Source organism: Pseudomonas sp. B1(2018), from assembly GCF_003097365.1.
Classification (GTDB): Bacteria; Pseudomonadota; Gammaproteobacteria; order Pseudomonadales; family Pseudomonadaceae; genus Aquipseudomonas; species Aquipseudomonas laurylsulfatiphila.
Map to the genome: position 1 here is coordinate 148,681 of NZ_PYUK01000007.1, position 18,261 is coordinate 166,941.

At 61.0% G+C, this 18,261-nt stretch carries 15 protein-coding genes; 9 read left to right on the plus strand and 6 right to left on the minus strand.

Annotated features, from left to right (window positions below; genetic code table 11):
- Positions 1 to 405: 405 nt before the first annotated feature.
- On the minus strand, positions 406 to 1,122 hold the full coding sequence (locus C9422_RS13190; RefSeq protein WP_116580952.1) for an SIMPL domain-containing protein: 717 nt from the start codon (positions 1,120 to 1,122) through the stop codon (positions 406 to 408).
- 417 nt (positions 1,123 to 1,539) lie between these two features.
- Here C9422_RS13190 and C9422_RS13200 point away from each other — a divergent pair, with 417 nt between their 5' ends.
- The 9 genes from C9422_RS13200 (at position 1,540) to C9422_RS13240 (ending at position 13,197) form a co-directional block, all read left to right on the plus strand.
- On the plus strand, positions 1,540 to 2,802 hold the full coding sequence (locus C9422_RS13200; RefSeq protein ID WP_015093476.1) for an ATP-binding protein: 1,263 nt from the start codon (positions 1,540 to 1,542) through the stop codon (positions 2,800 to 2,802).
- On the plus strand, positions 2,795 to 3,355 hold the full coding sequence (locus C9422_RS13205; protein ID WP_007973041.1) for a response regulator transcription factor: 561 nt from the start codon (positions 2,795 to 2,797) through the stop codon (positions 3,353 to 3,355). Before C9422_RS13200 ends, C9422_RS13205 begins: the two co-directional genes overlap by 8 nt.
- Positions 3,356 to 3,452: 97 nt before the next feature.
- On the plus strand, positions 3,453 to 5,180 hold the full coding sequence (locus tag C9422_RS13210) for an ABC transporter ATP-binding protein/permease (protein WP_116580953.1): 1,728 nt from the start codon (positions 3,453 to 3,455) through the stop codon (positions 5,178 to 5,180).
- Positions 5,181 to 5,366: 186 nt separating this feature from the next.
- Positions 5,367 to 6,116 carry a FadR/GntR family transcriptional regulator gene (locus C9422_RS13215; protein WP_015093478.1) on the plus strand — a complete coding sequence of 250 codons (750 nt, stop codon included), beginning with the start codon at positions 5,367 to 5,369 and terminating at the stop codon, positions 6,114 to 6,116.
- Positions 6,117 to 6,529: 413 nt separating this feature from the next.
- Positions 6,530 to 7,441: a 5-dehydro-4-deoxyglucarate dehydratase gene (gene kdgD, locus C9422_RS13220; protein ID WP_007981458.1), complete on the plus strand. Its 912-nt coding sequence runs from the start codon at positions 6,530 to 6,532 to the stop codon at positions 7,439 to 7,441.
- Between the two features lie 61 nt (positions 7,442 to 7,502).
- A complete protein-coding gene (locus C9422_RS13225; protein WP_116580954.1) occupies positions 7,503 to 8,948 on the plus strand; it encodes an aldehyde dehydrogenase family protein in 1,446 nt (481 codons plus the stop codon).
- 203 nt (positions 8,949 to 9,151) lie between these two features.
- The gene (locus tag C9422_RS13230) at positions 9,152 to 10,531 is read left to right on the plus strand and encodes an MFS transporter (protein ID WP_116581070.1); all 1,380 of its coding nucleotides are present in this window, start codon (positions 9,152 to 9,154) and stop codon (positions 10,529 to 10,531) included.
- Positions 10,532 to 10,542: 11 nt separating this feature from the next.
- Positions 10,543 to 12,096, plus strand: a complete 1,554-nt coding sequence (gene garD, locus C9422_RS13235; RefSeq protein WP_116580955.1) for a galactarate dehydratase — start codon at positions 10,543 to 10,545, stop codon at positions 12,094 to 12,096.
- Positions 12,097 to 12,255: 159 nt separating this feature from the next.
- Positions 12,256 to 13,197 carry an AEC family transporter gene (locus C9422_RS13240; protein WP_116580956.1) on the plus strand — a complete coding sequence of 314 codons (942 nt, stop codon included), beginning with the start codon at positions 12,256 to 12,258 and terminating at the stop codon, positions 13,195 to 13,197.
- A 99-nt stretch (positions 13,198 to 13,296) separates the two neighbouring features.
- Here C9422_RS13240 and C9422_RS13245 read toward each other — a convergent pair whose 3' ends face one another.
- The 5 genes from C9422_RS13245 to gatA form a co-directional block, all read right to left on the minus strand.
- Complete coding sequence (locus C9422_RS13245; protein WP_116580957.1) at positions 13,297 to 13,677, minus strand: carboxymuconolactone decarboxylase family protein; 381 nt, start codon at positions 13,675 to 13,677, stop codon at positions 13,297 to 13,299.
- Positions 13,674 to 14,735 carry a calcium/sodium antiporter gene (locus tag C9422_RS13250; protein WP_116580958.1) on the minus strand — a complete coding sequence of 354 codons (1,062 nt, stop codon included), beginning with the start codon at positions 14,733 to 14,735 and terminating at the stop codon, positions 13,674 to 13,676. Before C9422_RS13250 ends, C9422_RS13245 begins: the two co-directional genes overlap by 4 nt.
- A gap of 50 nt (positions 14,736 to 14,785) precedes the next feature.
- Positions 14,786 to 15,160, minus strand: coding sequence for a septal ring lytic transglycosylase RlpA family protein (locus C9422_RS13255; protein ID WP_116580959.1), 375 nt, complete (start codon positions 15,158 to 15,160; stop codon positions 14,786 to 14,788).
- A 188-nt stretch (positions 15,161 to 15,348) separates the two neighbouring features.
- Complete coding sequence (gatB, locus tag C9422_RS13260; protein WP_116580960.1) at positions 15,349 to 16,794, minus strand: Asp-tRNA(Asn)/Glu-tRNA(Gln) amidotransferase subunit GatB; 1,446 nt, start codon at positions 16,792 to 16,794, stop codon at positions 15,349 to 15,351.
- A gap of 10 nt (positions 16,795 to 16,804) precedes the next feature.
- Positions 16,805 to 18,256 (minus strand): Asp-tRNA(Asn)/Glu-tRNA(Gln) amidotransferase subunit GatA, encoded by a 1,452-nt coding sequence (gatA, locus tag C9422_RS13265; protein WP_007976467.1) that lies wholly within the window; start codon positions 18,254 to 18,256, stop codon positions 16,805 to 16,807.
- Positions 18,257 to 18,261 lie beyond the last annotated feature (5 nt).

Here is an 18,261-nt window from a genome sequence, read left to right on the forward strand (position 1 = left end):
ACCTCGTGAGTCGTGCCTGCGGATACTTATGCAGGGGCCATACCCAATGCAAGATCCAGAGTGACTACAAGCCTTAAACGGTGGCACGAACGTACCTTAATGTCGCATTTGTATAATTCCTGACGCATTTGACCGTTTGCGCGGCGTTTTTACGGTGCAAGTGACGCACTTTTACAGTGCGCGCCTGACTCGGGTTGCTCCCGCGTGGGGCGGGGGTGTTACTTATTCATACCCCGGATTGTGGGGTGGGCATGGCGTGAATAAGAGTGGTTATTGTTGCACCGATAGTGGCCAATCGACGGCATTTCTCGGGTTGACCTATCCAGTTATAGCTCATGCCTGAAAACTGCCAAAAAAAACGGCGATCATTTTGATGATCGCCGTTTTGGTTTACGGGCTATCGATTCAAGGCATCAGCACTTCAATCGAACCATCGGCGGTCATGCCGACCTGGCTGGTGCCGGCTTCGACATCCGGTGTCACGGGGGCGGCGTCCATGGCGGCCGCTTTCATCATCATCGGCGCGCGCAGGTAAGGCTGTGGATAACCGTTGTTGTTGAGGTTCAGGTTGACGATTTTGTAGCTTTTGCCACCGAGGGCATCGGTGGCCAGTTGGGCGCGGGCCTTGAAGGCGGCCACGGCGTCCTTGAGCAGGGCGTCTTCGCTGGCTTTACGGGTCGGGGTGGCGATGGCGAAGTCCATGCCACCCATTTTCAGGTCGGTGAGCAGTTCGCCGGTCAGCTTCGACAGCGCGGCGAAGTCCGAGCTTTCCAGGCGCAATTCGGCGCGCTCGCGCCAGCCGGTGATTTTCTGGCCCTTGGTGTCGTAGATCGGGTAGCTGTTGCGACTGCCCTGGCGCAGGGTGATGTCCTTGACCTGCTTGGCCTGGGCCAGCGCCTTGTTCATGGTGGTGCTGACGTCGGCGGCGAGTTTGGCCGGGTCGCTGTTCTGTTCTTCGGTGTAGAGCGTCACGATCATCAGATCGCGGGCCACTTCCTGACTGACTTCGGCGCGCAGGGAAATCTGGTTGTAATGCAACTCGTCGGCGGCCAGGGCCGGGAGGCTGGCGACGGTGCCGAGACTCAGGGCGAGGAGGGCGGCGCTGCGGCGGAATGTGTGCATGAAGGCTCCTTGAGAGGTGCGCAGGGGTATGGTCCGGACCTGCGTGAAACCATCAGACTCTAGCTTTTATGCTCTGGTTCGCACAGTTACAACTTCTATACAGATGCATGCGGCCCTTTGCAGGAGCGAGCTTGCTGTGGCGAGGGGGCTTGTCGGACCGCCGCACCGCCCCGTTCGGCTGCGAAGCAGTCGCAGATTGCCTCACTTGGTTCAACCGATAAAATGCGGCGGCAGGTTTCAGGACTGCTTCGCAGCCGAACGGGGCGGTGCGGCGGTCCGACAAGCCCCCTCGCCACAGAGTTCATTTCACGCAGTTCCACGCCAATGACTGTGGCCGTTTGCCGCACTTTTGCCTGTCAGCCCCCGCGCTTGGTTATACTCCCTGCGATCCGCCTGGAGCGCTCATCAGGAGAGCTCATGCTCGCCCCCGTTCAAATCACTTCCGCCACTCGCCAGAACCTCTGGCGGCTGACATTCATCCGTACATTGGTGCTGGCCGCCCAGGCCGGTTCCGTGGGCCTGGCCTACTGGCTCGAACTGTTGCCTCTGCCCTGGTTTCAACTGGCTGCGACCCTCGCCTGTTCGATGCTGTTGTGCGTGTTCACAGCGATTCGCCTGCGTACCTCGTGGCCGGTGACCGAGCTCGAATACGCCGTGCAACTGGCTTGCGACCTGTTTATCCACAGCGCATTGCTGTATTTCTCCGGTGGCTCGACCAACCCCTTCGTCTCCTATTACCTGGTGCCGCTGACCATTGCCGCCGTGACGTTGCCATGGCGTTATTCGGTGATCCTCTCGGGGATCGCGCTGACGATGTACACACTGCTGCTGGCGCAGTTCTACCCGCTGCAAACCTTCCCCATCGCCCGGGAAAACCTGCAGGTGTACGGGATGTGGCTGAGTTTTGCCCTTGCGGCAGCGGTCATCACGTTCTTCGCCGCACGCATGGCCGAAGAACTGCGTCGTCAGGAAGAGTTGCGCGCCATTCGCCGCGAAGAAGGCCTGCGCGATCAGCAACTGTTGGCCGTTGCCACCCAGGCCGCCGGTGCCGCCCATGAACTGGGCACGCCGCTTGCGACCATGAGCGTGTTACTCAAGGAAATGCGTCAGGACCACCCTGACCCGATGTTGCAGGATGACCTGAGCGTGCTGCAGGATCAGGTCAAACTGTGTAAAGAGACCTTGCAGCATCTGGTGCGCGCCGCAGAGGCCAATCGTCGGTTGGCGGTGGAGATGCAGGATGTCACCGACTGGCTTGATGAAGCCCTCAATCGTTGGCACCTGATGCGCCCGGAAGCCAGCTATCGCTTCCAGCGCCTCGGCCAGGGCGCGGTACCCCGTATGGCGCCGCCGCCGGATTTGACCCAGGCGTTGCTCAATCTGCTGAACAACGCCGCCGACGCCTGCCCCGAAGGGCTGCAGGTGACGCTGGACTGGGATTGGGAAAACCTCACCATCAGCATCCGTGACCATGGCGCCGGTGTGCCGCTGGCCATCGCCGAGCAAATCGGCAAGCCGTTTTTTACCACCAAGGGCAAAGGTTTCGGCCTGGGCCTGTTTTTGAGCAAGGCCAGCGTGACACGCGCCGGCGGCTCAGTGAAACTCTACAGTCATGAGGAAGGCGGCACGCTCACCGAGCTGCGCCTTCCCCGTGTCGCCCGAGGAGACGAACATGAGTGAAGAGATCCAAGTCGAAGGCGAAGAACTGCCGCATTTGTTGCTGGTCGATGACGACGCCACATTCACCCGCGTCATGGCCCGCGCCATGGCCCGCCGCGGTTTTCGCGTGAGCACCGCCGGTTCCGCCGAAGAAGGCCTGGAACTGGCCAAGGCCGATCTGCCGGATTACGCCGCCCTGGACCTGAAAATGGACGGCGATTCGGGCCTGGTGCTGTTGCCCAAGTTGCTGGAAATGGACCCGGAAATGCGCGTGGTGATCCTCACCGGTTATTCGAGCATTGCCACCGCTGTCGAGGCGATCAAGCGCGGTGCCTGCAACTACCTGTGCAAACCGGCTGACGCCGACGACGTGCTGGCGGCGCTGCTGTCCGAACACGCCGACCTCGACAGTCTGGTGCCGGAAAACCCGATGTCCGTGGACCGCCTGCAGTGGGAGCACATCCAGCGCGTGCTGACCGAGCACGAAGGCAACATCTCCGCCACTGCCCGCGCCCTGGGCATGCACCGCCGCACCCTGCAGCGCAAACTGCAGAAGCGCCCCGTTCGCCGCTGAACCTGCGCTGAACGAATGCGGGCCGTATCTCGCGACAAACCGGACCGATCATCTATGATCGGTTCGTGCGTGTTCTTTTCTTTATCGAGCCTTATCCATGAATCAGAACGCTGAGTATTCCGCGGTCAACGACGCCGTGCGCGGGCATTTTTTTCGCAAAGTGTGGGCAATGATCACGCCTTACTGGCGCAGTGAAGAGAAGGTCAAGGCCTGGACGCTGCTGATCGCAGTGATTGCGCTGTCGCTGATCAGCGTGGGGATCTCGGTGTGGTTCAACACCTGGTACAAGGACTTCTACAACGCCCTGCAAAAGAAGGACGAGGCAGCATTCTGGCAACTGATCCTGTATTTCTGTGCGATTGCGGCAGTGGCGATCATCGGCGCGGTGTATCGGCTCTACCTGACGCAGATGCTGACGATCCGCTGGCGGGCGTGGCTCACCGAAAAGCATTTCAGCCGTTGGCTGGCAGACAAAAACTACTACCAGCTGGAGCAGGGCGGTTACACCGATAACCCGGACCAGCGGATTTCCGAAGACCTCAACAACTTCACCTCCAACACCCTTGAACTGGGTATCGGGCTGCTGCGCAATATCGTCAGCCTGGTGTCGTTCTCCATCATTCTGTGGGGCGTGTCGGGCAGTATCGAAGTGTTCGGCATCACCATTCCCGGCTACATGTTCTGGTGCGTGCTGGTTTACGCCGTGGTGGGCAGTTGGCTGACGCATTTGATCGGTCGACGCCTGATCGGTCTGAACAACCAACAACAACGCTTCGAAGCCGACCTGCGTTTCTCCATGGTGCGGATTCGCGAGAATGCCGAAAGCATTGCGTTGTACAACGGCGAACCGAACGAAAATCGGCGTTTGAGCAGTCGCTTCGGGATGGTCTGGCATAACTTCTGGGACATCATGAAGGTGTCCAAGCGCCTGACGTTTTTCACCGCCGGTTACAGCCAGGCAGCCATCATCTTCCCGTTCATCGTGGCCTCGCCGCGTTACCTCTCAGGCAAGATCGAACTGGGCGAGCTGATGCAGATCAGCTCGGCGTTCGGCAATGTGCAGGAAAGCTTCAGCTGGTTCATCAGCGCCTACCAGAGCCTCGCTTCCTGGCGCGCCACCTGCGATCGTCTGCTGAGCTTCCACCAGGCCATGCGTGACAACGAAGAGCGTGCCCCCGCCATCGACGTGCAGAATTCGGGCTCCGTCCTGAAGGTGCACAACCTCGGCCTCGACCTGGCGGAAGGTCGTCACCTGCTGACCAACGCCGAGATGACCGTGGAGGAGGGCGAGCGCGTGATGCTCAGCGGTCGCTCCGGCAGCGGCAAGTCGACCCTGCTGCGGGCAATGGGACACCTGTGGCCGGCCGGCCACGGCAGTATTCGCCTGCCATCGGCGCGTTACCTGTTCCTGCCGCAAAAGCCGTATCTGCCGATTGGCACCCTGCGTGATGTCCTCAGTTATCCACAGCCCGGTGATACCTATCCGAACGAGCGCTACGTGCAGGTGCTGGAAACCTGTCGTTTGCCGCATCTGATTGCCCGTCTCGACGAAGCCAACCACTGGCAGCGCATGTTGTCTCCGGGTGAGCAGCAGCGCCTGGCCTTTGCCCGTGCGCTGCTTTATGCACCGCAATGGCTGTACATGGACGAAGCGACCTCGGCGATGGACGAAGAAGACGAGGCCACGCTGTACCAGGCGCTGATCGATGAATTGCCGGGGCTGAGCATTGTCAGTGTCGGCCATCGCAGCAGCCTCAAGCGCTTCCATCCGCGGCATGTTCGTATCGAAAATGGCCATCTGGTGGACCAGACCGTGACCGCATAAACACCCCCGCCCCTGGTAGGAGCTGCCGCAGGCTGCGATCTTTTGATCTTGATTTTAAAGAAGCAAGATCAAAAGATCGCAGCCTGCGGCAGCTCCTACAGGGGGTCAGGGGGATGGGTGATCGTACAACCGCATTGCGCTATGATGCGCTTTCAGCCGCCGAACTTTTCGAGACCGACGTACACCATGGAAAACCCGATCGACACACCACGCCTCCCACGCAAGCGCCGCAGCCTCGCTCAGGAACTGGTGACGGTGCTGTCCGAGCAGATCCGCGACGGTCATCTCAAGCGTGGCGACAAGTTGCCCACCGAGTCGGCCATCATGGATGCCCATGGTGTCAGCCGCACGGTGGTACGCGAAGCGATATCCCGTCTGCAGGCGGCCGGCCAGGTGGAAACCCGCCATGGCATCGGCACCTTCGTGCTCGACACACCGAGCCCGAGTGGCTTTCGTATCGACCCGGCGACCGTGGTGACCTTGCGCGATGTGCTGGCGATCCTGGAGTTGCGCATCAGCCTGGAAGTGGAGTCTGCCGGGCTGGCGGCGCAACGTCGCAGTCCGGAACAACTGGCCAACATGCGCGCCGCCCTCGATGCGTTGAATGAAAGCGCCGCCCATGCCAGTGATGCCGTGGCTTCGGATTTCGCCTTCCACCTCGAAATAGCGCTGTCCACCGGCAACCGTTATTTCACCGACATCATGACCCACCTGGGCACCAGCATTATCCCTCGCACCCGGTTGAATTCCGCGCGCCTGGCCCATGACGACCAGCAGCACTACATGGGTCGCCTGAGCCGTGAGCACGAGGAAATCTACGACGCCATTGCCCGTCAGGATTCCGATGCGGCCCGGGCCGCCATGCGTTTGCACCTGACCAACAGTCGTGAGCGATTGCGCCATGCCCATGAAGAGGCTGAAGCGCAGCGGGGCTGAGTGTTCTGATCCAAGGCGGTATTGGCTTACGGCCCCTTCGCGAGCAAGCCCGCTCCCACACTTGATCGGTGTCGTTCACAAATTGTGAGTTCGCAGAAATTCAAATGTGGGAGCGGGCTTGCTCGCGAAGAGGCCGTAAGCCATCCCACAAAACCTACAGTCAGCCTCTATCCCTCACCACAATCTTCCGACAACGTATCTCCTGAGCACCTGTTTTTCGAGGTGTGATCATCCCTGTTCCATTCAGCGTAAGCCCTTTAAAACAAGGGTTTTGCATTTTCGTGTCGAACAATTTCCACCCCCAGCGATGAAATGCAGTTGACGGTTGTATTTTAAGTTGTACGATGACCTACAACTTCAGCGCGGGCTGAACGGTTTTCTCACACAACGTCGCTATCCAGGGTGTTCGAATAATGAATCCACAAGAACTGAAGTCCATCCTCTCTGCCGGTCTGCTGTCTTTCCCGGTTACCGATTTCAATGCTCAGGGCGACTTCAATCGCGCGGGTTATATCAAGCGTCTCGAATGGCTGGCCCCATACGGCGCCTCGGCGCTGTTCGCCGCGGGCGGCACCGGTGAGTTCTTCTCTCTGGCGGCCAGCGAATATTCGGAAATCATCAAGACTGCGGTCGACACTTGCGCCACCAGCGTGCCAATCCTGGCCGGCGTGGGCGGTTCGACCCGCCAGGCCATCGAGTACGCACAGGAAGCCGAGCGTCTGGGTGCCAAGGGCCTGTTGCTGCTGCCGCACTACCTGACCGAAGCCAGCCAGGACGGCGTTGCCGCCCACGTTGAAGCCGTGTGCAAATCGGTCAACATCGGCGTGGTGGTCTACAACCGCAACGTCTGCCGCCTGACCGCGCCGCTGCTGGAACGCCTGGCCGAGCGCTGCCCGAACCTGATCGGCTACAAGGATGGGCTGGGTGATATCGAGTTGATGGTGTCGATCCGTCGTCGCCTCGGTGATCGCTTCAGCTACCTGGGTGGTCTGCCGACCGCCGAAGTCTACGCCGCGGCCTACAAGGCGCTGGGCGTGCCGGTCTACTCCTCGGCGGTGTTCAACTTCATCCCGAAAACCGCGATGGACTTCTACCACGCGATCGCTCGCGAAGATCACGCCACCGTCGGCAAGATCATCGACGACTTCTTCCTGCCGTACCTGGACATCCGTAACCGCAAGGCCGGTTATGCCGTGAGCATCGTCAAGGCCGGGGCAAAAATTGCCGGCTACGACGCGGGCCCTGTTCGTGCACCGCTGACCGATCTGACCGGCGAAGAGTACGAAATGCTCGCCGCGCTGATCGACAAGCAGGGTGCGCAGTAACACATCCGATTAAGTAAGGCCGCTGAGCAATCAGCGGCTTTTTGCGTGAGGAGATCTTAAAGTGGCAGATGCAAAGCGTTTCGATAACTACATCAACGGCGAGTGGGTTTCCGGCGGCGATTACTCGACCAACATCAACCCGTCCGAACTGACCGATGCCATCGGCGATTACGCCAAGGCTGACCTGGCCCAGGTCAACGCAGCCATCGACGCCGCCCGTGCCGCGTTCCCGGCGTGGTCCACTTCCGGCATCCAGGCGCGCCACGATTCCCTGGATAAAGTCGGCACTGAAATCCTCGCCCGTCGCGAAGAACTCGGCACCCTGCTGGCCCGGGAAGAGGGCAAGACCCTGCCCGAAGCCATCGGCGAAGTGACCCGCGCCGGCAACATCTTCAAGTTCTTCGCCGGTGAATGCCTGCGTCTGTCCGGCGACTACCTGCCGTCCGTACGTCCGGGCGTCAACGTTGAAGTCACTCGCGAAGCCTTGGGCGTGGTCGGTCTGATCACCCCGTGGAACTTCCCGATCGCGATCCCGTCGTGGAAAATCGCCCCGGCCCTGGCCTATGGCAACTGCGTGGTGCTCAAACCGGCGGATCTGGTGCCGGGTTGCGCCTGGGCCCTGGCGGAAATCATCTCCCGCGCCGGTTTCCCGGCCGGCGTGTTCAACCTGGTGATGGGCAGCGGTCGCGTAGTCGGCGAAGCGCTGGTCAACAGCCCGAAAGTCGATGGCATCAGCTTCACCGGTTCGGTGGGCGTGGGTCGTCAGATCGCTGTGAACTGCGTGTCGCGTCAGGCCAAGGTCCAGCTGGAAATGGGCGGCAAGAACCCGCAGATCATTCTCGACGATGCCGACCTCAAACAAGCGGTCGAGCTCTCGGTACAGAGCGCGTTCTACTCCACCGGCCAGCGTTGCACCGCATCCAGCCGCTTCATCGTTACCGCTGGCATCCACGACAAGTTCGTCGAAGCCATGGCCGAGCGCATGAAGTCGATCAAGGTCGGCCATGCATTGAAGGCTGGCACCGATATCGGTCCGGTGGTCTCGCAAGCGCAGCTTGAACAGGACATGAAGTACATCGACATCGGCCAGTCCGAAGGTGCACGTCTGGTCAGCGGTGGTGGTCTGGTGACCTGCGAGACCGAGGGCTACTTCCTCGCGCCGACCCTGTTTGCCGACAGCGAATCATCGATGCGCATCAGCCGCGAAGAGATCTTCGGCCCGGTGGCCAACATCGTCCGCGTCGCCGATTACGAAGCCGCGCTGGCCATGGCCAACGACACCGAGTTCGGGCTGTCGGCGGGCATTGCCACCACCTCGCTGAAATACGCCAACCACTTCAAGCGTCACTCCCAGGCCGGGATGGTGATGGTCAACCTGCCGACCGCCGGTGTGGATTACCACGTTCCGTTCGGTGGGCGTAAAGGTTCATCCTATGGATCACGTGAGCAAGGTCGCTATGCGCAAGAGTTCTACACGGTCGTGAAAACCTCTTACATCGGTTCGTAACACGCAACACCGCTGTATCCGGTGCCACCTCGGTGGCACCGATACCGCAAACCCATGTAGGAGCTGCTGCAGGCTGCGATCTTTTGATCTTGATTTTCGGTGCCTTTGATGGCGCTAAAGATCAAAAGATCGCAGCCTGCGGCAGCTCCTACAGGACACAAGATTCACCCGCGCATAAAAATAATCAGTGGGAGTACATCAACATGCAATCGACCAAGCCGACTCACGTCCGCTATTTGATCCTGCTCATGCTGTTTCTGGTGACCACGATCAACTACGCCGACCGCGCGACCATCGCCATCGCCGGCTCGAGCCTGCAAAAAGACCTCGGCATCGACGCGGTCACCCTCGGTTATATCTTCTCCGCATTCGGTTGGGCCTACGTGGCCGGGCAAATCCCCGGTGGCTGGTTGCTGGACCGTTTCGGGTCGAAAAAAATCTACGCGTTGAGCATCTTCACCTGGTCGCTGTTCACCGTCCTGCAGGGTTATGTCGGCGAGTTCGGCATGTCCACGGCGGTGGTTGCGCTGTTCATGCTGCGCTTTCTGGTCGGCCTGGCCGAAGCGCCATCCTTCCCCGGCAACGCACGCATCGTCGCGGCCTGGTTTCCGACCGCTGAACGCGGCACCGCTTCGGCGATCTTCAACTCGGCGCAATACTTTGCCACCGTGTTGTTCGCACCGCTGATGGGCTGGATCGTCTACAGCTTCGGCTGGCAGCATGTGTTCATCGTCATGGGCGTGATCGGCATCATCTTCTCCGGGATCTGGCTGAAGGTTATCCACAGCCCGCGCCAACACCCGATGATCAACGATGCCGAGTTCAAGCACATCGCCGACAACGGCGGCATGGTCGACATGGACCAGGACAAGGACAAGGACAAGGGCAAAGGCAAGAAGACCGACGGCCCGAAATGGGACTACATCCGTCAGTTGCTGACCAATCGCATGATGCTCGGCGTGTACCTGGGCCAGTACTGCATCAACGGCATCACTTACTTCTTCCTGACCTGGTTCCCGGTGTACCTGGTGCAGGAGCGTGGCATGACCATCCTCAAGGCCGGTTTCATCGCGTCCTTGCCGGCGATCTGCGGCTTCATCGGTGGTGTGCTCGGCGGGGTGATTTCCGATTACCTGTTGCGCAAGGGCCATTCCCTGACCTTCGCCCGCAAGGCGCCGATCATTGCCGGCCTGCTGGTTTCCAGCAGCATCGTGGCGTGCAACTACGTCGACATAGAATGGATGGTCGTCGGCTTCATGGCCCTGGCGTTTTTCGGCAAAGGCGTTGGCGCACTGGGCTGGGCCGTGGTGTCCGATACTTCGCCCAAGCAGATCGCCGGTCTGAGCGGCGGCCTGTTCAACACCTTCGGTAACCTGGCTTCGATCACCACCCCGATCGTCATCGGTTACATCATCAGCTCCACCGGTTCGTTCAAGTGGGCGCTGGTATTCGTCGGTTGCAACGCACTGGTCGCGGTGTTCAGCTACCTGGTGATCGTAGGCCCGATCAAGCGTGTGGTGCTCAAAGAGCCTCCCGCGAATGGTACTGAAGCCCCTGGCAAATTATCTCAAGCGCATTCCTGAGGAGCGGCGTCATGCAGTTGATTGAACATTCCGACTCGCCGCGCTACATCCGCCTGCACGAGCGGGATAACGTAGTGATCGTGGTCAACGATCAGGGCGTACCGGCCGGTACCGAATTTGCGGACGGCCTGGTCACCGTGGACTTCGTGCCACAGAGCCACAAGGTCACCCTGGAAGACATTCCCGAGGGCGGCCAGGTAATTCGTTACGGCCAGGTCATCGGCTATGCCTTGCAGCCGATTCCCCGCGGCAGCTGGGTCAAGGAAGATCAACTGCGCATGCCGACCGCGCCACCGCTGGACAGCCTGCCGCTGTCCACCGACGTGCCCGCCGCGCAAGCACCACTGGAAGGCTTCACCTTCGAGGGTTATCGCAACGCTGACGGCACCGTCGGCACGCGCAACATTCTCGGCATCACCACCACCGTGCAATGTGTGACCGGCGTGCTCGATCATGCGGTCAAGCGCATCAAGGCCGAGTTGCTGCCCAAGTACCCGCACGTCGATGACGTGGTGGCGCTGACCCACAGCTACGGCTGTGGCGTGGCGATCACCGCCACCGACGCGTACATCCCGATTCGCACAGTGCGCAACCTGGCGCGCAACCCGAACCTGGGCGGCGAAGCGCTGGTGATCAGCCTGGGCTGCGAGAAATTGCAGGCCGGGCAGGTGATGCACGAGAACGACAGTTCGGTGGATCTGAGCGAGCCATGGCTGTACCGCTTGCAGGACGCCAGCCACGGCTTCACCGAGATGATCGAGCAGATCATGGCGCTGGCCGAAACCCGTTTGAAGAAGCTCGATCAACGTCGCCGGGAAACCGTGCCGGCGTCCGAGCTGATTCTCGGCATGCAGTGTGGCGGCAGTGATGCGTTCTCCGGCATCACCGCCAACCCGGCGCTCGGTTATGCTTCGGACCTGTTGCTGCGGGCCGGTGCGACGGTGATGTTTTCCGAAGTCACCGAAGTGCGCGATGCCATTTACCTGCTGACCTCCCGCGCGGAAAACCAGGACGTCGCCCAGGAGCTGGTGCGGGAAATGGACTGGTACGACCGTTACCTGGCCAAGGGCGAAGCGGACCGCAGCGCCAACACCACGCCGGGCAACAAGAAGGGCGGGCTGTCGAACATTGTCGAGAAGTCCCTGGGCTCGATCGTCAAGTCCGGCAGCAGCGCGATCAACGGCGTGCTCGGCCCTGGCGAGCGTTTCAAGCGCAAGGGCCTGATCTTCTGCGCGACCCCGGCCAGCGACTTTGTCTGCGGGACGCTGCAACTGGCGGCGGGGATGAACCTGCATGTGTTCACTACTGGTCGCGGCACGCCTTACGGGCTGGCCATGGCACCGGTGGTGAAGGTGTCGACCCGGACCGAACTGGCGCAACGCTGGCCGGACCTGATCGACATCGACGCCGGGCGCATTGCCACCGGCCGCGCATCGATCGAGGAGCTGGGCTGGGAGCTGTTCCACTACTACCTGGATGTGGCGAGCGGCAAGAAGCAGACGTGGGCCGAGCAGCACAAGTTGCATAACGACATCACCCTGTTCAACCCGGCGCCGATTACCTGAGACTGTGTTGCCTGGAAAAGATCGCAGCCTGCGGCAGCTCCTACAGAACACGCGTTCCCATGTAGGAGCTGCCGCAGGCTGCGATCTTTTGATCTTAATGTGCCCGGTGTGGCTTATCATTAGCCCCCTAACGACGCCCACCCCAAGGTCCTCTCCGGCATGCTGGCAATTTTCCTCGAAACCCTGAACATCACCGCGCCGGTATTCGCCATGCTGTTTCTGGGTGTGCTGCTCAAGCGCATCGACTGGATCAACGACAACTTCATCCACACCGCGTCGGCCCTGGTGTTCAACGTCACCATGCCGGCGCTGCTGTTTCTGGGCATCCTGCATGCTGACTTGCACGCGGCGTTGCAGCCGGCGTTGCTGATCTATTTCTCCCTCGCGACCCTGGTGGGCTTTGCCATCGCCTGGGGTTGGGCGATCTGGAAGTGTCCGCGGGAAGATCGGGGGATCTATACCCAGGGCGCCTTTCGCGGTAACAACGGGGTGATCGGCCTGGCGCTGGCGGCCAGCATGTACGGCGACTACGGGATTTCCCTCGGGGCGATCCTCGCGGCGCTGGTGATCCTGTTCTACAACACGCTCTCGACCATCGTCCTGGCGGTGTACAGCCCGGTGATCAAATCCGATCCGTGGAGCATCTGCAAAAGCGTGTTCAGCAATCCGCTGATCCTCAGCGTGATGGCGGCGGCGCCCTTCGCCTATTTCAAGATCGGCTTGCCAGGGTGGCTGGAGACCTCCGGCCAGTATCTGGCACAAACCACCTTGCCATTGGCACTGATCTGCATCGGTGGCACCTTGTCCATGGCGGCGCTGCGCAAAAGCGGCAACATGGCGCTGAGTTCAAGCCTGGTGAAGATGATCGGCTTGCCGGTACTGGCGACGCTGGGCGCGTGGTTGTGGGGTTTTCGCGGCGCGGAATTGGGGATTCTGTTTCTGTACTTCGGCAGCCCGACCGCCGCTGCCAGTTTTGTGATGGCGCGGGCGGCCGAGGGCAATCATGAACTGGCGGCAGCGATTATCGTGATCACCACGCTGATGGCGGCGGTCACCACCAATGTGGGGATCTTCTTTTTGCAGTGGGGTGGGTGGATTTAGCGGTAAAGGTCAAAAGATCGCAGCCTGCGGCAGCTCCTACAGGAGCGCGCCCTCCAATGTAGGAGCTGCCGCAGGCTGCGATCTTTTAAAGCAGGAAAATTATTCCGGCTTCTGGTAATTGTCGATCACTTCCTGCGCCGCCCTGAACGCATCGATCGCCGCCGGCACGCCGGCATACACCGCGCAATGCAGCAACGCCTCGCGAATTTCCTCCACGGTGCAGCCGTTGTTCAAGGCCCCGCGCACGTGACCTTTCAATTCCTGCGGGCACTTGAGCGCGGTCAGGGCGGCGAGGGTGATCAGACTGCGGGTTTTCAGCGGCAGGCCTTCGCGATTCCACACGCCGCCCCAGGCGTGTTCATTGACAAAGTCCTGCAGCGGCTGGGTGAACTCGGTGGCGTTGCCCAGTGCGCGGTCGACGAAGGCGTCGCCCATTACTTGGCGACGAACTTCAACGCCGGTTTTCTTATTCTCGGTCATGGGACTTCCTTCTTATGGTGTTGGCGATGCCAGGCGCGTAGCGACGTGAACAGCAAGAACGCCACCAGCGCCGGCAGGACGAAAAACAGCATCAGGTGTTCCAGCTTGCCGGCCAGTGGCATGCCGGTGGTGAACGACACCACGTGCAGCCCATACGCCAGGTACAGACCCAGAAACAGCAGGCCTTCGGCGCGGGTCACCCGGTAGCCGGAGTAGAACACCGGCAGGCACAGCGCCGCGACGCCGAGCATCACCGGCAGGTCGAAATCCAGGGCGTTGGGCGACACCGACAGCGGCGACGGTGCCACCAGCGCAGTAAAGCCGAGCACACCCAGGAGGTTGAACAGGTTGCTGCCAATCACGTTGCCCACGGCGATATCACGTTCACCGCGCATTGCCGCGATCAACGAGGTGGCGAGCTCAGGCAGTGAGGTGCTGACGGCGACGATGGTCAGGCCGATGATCCGCTCCGACAACCCGAGATCGGTGGCGACCGCAACCGCGGCGCCCAGCAGCAAGTGCCCGGCGTACACCAGCATCGCCAGCCCGGCGACGATCATCAGCAGGCTGCTCAGCCATGGCGCTTGCGCATGATGGTCATGGCTCGATACCGGGCGTGCCGAGTGCCGCGACTGGCGCAGCAGCAAGCCCAGGTATATCGCCAGTGCCGTCAGCAGCATCACGCCATCGACACGGGTCAGTTCTTCATTCCAGGCGAGTACGAACACCAGCAGGCTGGCACCGATCATCAGTGGAATATCCAGGCGCACCAGTTGCCGGGAAACCCGTAAAGGAATGATCAGGGCGGACAGCCCGAGGGTGACGAGGATGTTGAAAATGCTGCTGCCGATCACGCTGCCGACGGCGATGTCGGCATTCTGCGCCAGGGTCGCCTGCAGGCTGACCGCCATCTGCGGTGCGCTGCTGCCGAGGGCGACGATGGTCAGGCCGATGATCAGGGGGCGAATGTGCAAGCGGGCGGCAATGCGTACGGCGGCGCGCACCATCAATTCGGCACCGACAATCAGCAGGAACAATCCGCTGAGCAATTCGATCACGCTGATCAGGGGTAAGTCGGCTAGTCCGAAAATGGTCGGGGCTCCATCGGTCAGTCGTCGAGGGCTTGCACGCGAACCCGCGCGGTGCCGCTGCGCAGCATGCCCAGGCGCTCGGCGGCTTCCTGGGACAGGTCGATCAGGCGGCCACGGGTGTGCGGCCCGCGATCATTGATGCGTACCACGCAGGACTTGTCGTTATTCAGGTTGGTGACCTTCACCCGCGTACCGAAGGGTAGCTGGCGATGGGCGGCGGTCATGGAATTCATGTTGAAACGCTCGCCGTTGGCGGTGCGTTTGCCTTGGTGTTTGGCGCCGTAGTACGAAGCCACGCCGGTTTTGTCGTAGCCGTGTGGATCGACGGTATCGGTGCTGGCGCAACCGGCCAGGAGCGAGAGGAGGGCGCAGGCGCCAAGCAGACGTTTCATTCGAAGGCTCGCAAAATAGTTGTGGCGAGGGAGCTTGCTCCCGCTCGACCGCGAAGCGGTCGCAAAATCAGACAACACATTTTCTGAAAAAATGCGGTGACCTATTTGGGTCTGCTTCGCAGACCAGCGGGAGCAAGCTCCCTCGCCACAGGGAATAGAGCCAGTATTTAGAGCTGGCTCCATTCTCATCAGCCTTCGAGCTTGCTTTTCAGCAATTCGTTCACTTGTTGCGGGTTAGCCTTGCCTTTGGAAGCTTTCATGGCCTGGCCGACGAAGAAGCCGAACATCTTGCCGCGCTTGGCTTCGTCTGCCGCGCGGTATTGTTCGACCTGCTCGGCGTTGGCCGCGAGCATTTCATCCAGCACCGCCGAGATCGCGCCAGTGTCGGTCACTTGCTTGAGGCCGCGTTTGTCGATGATCTCGTCTGCGCTGCCTTCGCCGTTGGCCATCGCTTCAAACACGACCTTGGCGATCTTGCCGGAGATGGTGTTGTCCTTGATGCGCAGCAGCATGCCGCCCAGAAGCTCGGCGGAAACCGGCGACTGTTCGATATCCAGGCCCTGTTTGTTGAGCAGGCTGCCCAACTCGACCATCACCCAGTTCGCCGCCAGCTTGGCGTCGCCGCTGATGCTCGCGACCTTCTCGAAGTAGTCCGCCTGCTCGCGGCTGGTGGCCAGCACGTTGGCGTCGTACGCCGACAGACCGAACTGCGCCTGGAAGCGCTCGCGCTTCTGCGGCGGCAATTCCGGCAGGGTGGCGCGCACGTCGTCGAGGAAGGTGTTTTCGATCACGACTGGCAGCAGGTCCGGATCGGGGAAGTAACGGTAGTCGTTGGCTTCCTCTTTGCTGCGCATCGGACGGGTTTCGTCCTTGTTCGGATCGTACAGGCGGGTCTGCTGGATCACCTTGCCGCCGTCTTCGATCAGCTCGATCTGACGCTGGATTTCGCTGTTGATCGCTTTCTCGATGAAGCGGAACGAGTTGACGTTCTTGATCTCGCAGCGGGTGCCGAATTCGACCTGGCCTTTCGGACGGATCGACACGTTGCAGTCGCAACGCAGCGAACCTTCGGCCATGTTGCCGTCGCAGATGCCCAGGTAGCGCACCAGTGCGTGGATCGCCTTGACGTAAGCCACGGCTTCCTTGGCGCTGCGCATGTCCGGTTCGGAAACGATTTCCAGCAGCGGCGTGCCGGCACGGTTCAGGTCGATGCCGCTGGCGCCGCTGAATTCTTCGTGCAGGCTCTTGCCGGCGTCTTCTTCAAGGTGCGCGCGGGTGATGCCGACGCGTTTGACCGTGCCGTCTTCCAGGGCGATGTCCAGGTGGCCCTTGCCGACGATCGGCAATTCCATCTGGCTGATCTGGTAGCCCTTGGGCAGGTCCGGGTAGAAGTAGTTTTTACGGGCGAACACGTTGTGCTGGCCGATCTCGGCGTCAATCGCCAGACCGAACATCACCGCCATGCGCACCGCTTCCTGGTTCAGCACCGGCAGCACGCCGGGCATGCCCAGGTCGATCAGGCTGGCCTGGGTGTTCGGTTCGGAGCCGAACTGGGTGGAACTACCGGAAAAGATTTTCGACCGGGTGGTGAGCTGGGTGTGAATCTCCAGCCCGATCACGACTTCCCATTGCATGTGTGTCTCCTCAGAAGCCGGTTGGGGTGCGGGTGTGCCAGTCAGTGTTGAGCTGATACTGGTGGGCAACGTTCAACAGGCGACCTTCCTGGAAATACGGGGCGAGCAGTTGCACGCCGACCGGCAGACCGTCGACAAAACCGGCCGGCATCGACAGGCCCGGCAGGCCAGCGAGGTTGGCGGTGATGGTGTAGACGTCTTCCAGGTACGCAGCGACCGGGTCGCTGTTCTTGGCGCCGAGCTTCCAGGCCGGGTTCGGCGTGGTTGGGCCGAGGATGATGTCGACCTCATTAAAGGCCGCCATGAAGTCGTTCTTGATCAAACGACGGATCTTCTGCGCCTTGAGGTAGTAGGCATCGTAGTAACCGGCGGACAGCGCGTAGGCACCGACCATGATCCGGCGCTGCACTTCCGCGCCGAAACCTTCGCCACGGGAACGCTTGTACAGGTCTTCCAGGTTTTTCGGGTCTTCGCAGCGATAGCCGAAGCGTACGCCGTCGAAACGCGACAGGTTGGAAGAGGCTTCCGCCGGGGCGATCACGTAGTACGCAGGAATCGCGTGCTGCATGTTCGGCAGGCTGATTTCCTTGATCACGGCGCCGAGTTTTTCCAGCTCCTTGATGCTGTTGTGGATCAGTTCGGCAATGCGCGGGTCGAGACCGGCGCTGAAGTATTCCTTCGGCACACCGATGCGCAGGCCTTGCAGCGAGCCGTTGAGGCTGGCGCTGTAGTCCGGCACGGGTTCATCGATGCTGGTGGAGTCGTTCGGATCGAAGCCGGCCATACCTTGCAACAAAATCGCGCAGTCTTCGGCCGTGCGCGCCAACGGGCCGCCCTGATCGAGGCTGGAGGCGTAGGCGATCATGCCCCAGCGCGAAACGCGACCGTACGTCGGTTTTAGGCCGGTGAGGTTGGTCAGGGCCGCCGGCTGACGGATCGAACCGCCGGTGTCGGTGCCGGTGGCAGCCGGCAACAGACGAGCGGCCACCGCCGCCGCCGAACCACCGGACGAACCGCCCGGCACGTGTTCCAGGTTCCACGGGTTTTTCACCGCGCCGTAGTAGCTCGACTCGTTGGCCGAACCCATGGCGAATTCGTCCATGTTGGTCTTGCCCAGGGTCACGGCCCCGGCGGCAGCCAGCTTGGCGACGACAGTGGCGTCGTACGGTGCTTTAAAGTTGTCGAGCATCTTCGAGCCGCAACTGGTGCGAATGCCCTGGGTGCAGAACAGGTCCTTGTGGGCGATCGGCGCGCCGAGCAGGGCGCCGCTCTCACCATTGGCCCGGCGGGCGTCAGCGGCTTTCGCCTGCGTCAGCGCCAGATCTTCGGTGAGGCTGATGAAACTGTTGAGCTGTGGATCGAGCTGGGCGATGCGCGCCAGCAGGACTTTGGTCAGCTCTTCGGAGGAAAACTTTTTATCGGCGAGTCCGCGGGCGATCTCGGCCAGAGTCAATTGATGCATTGCAG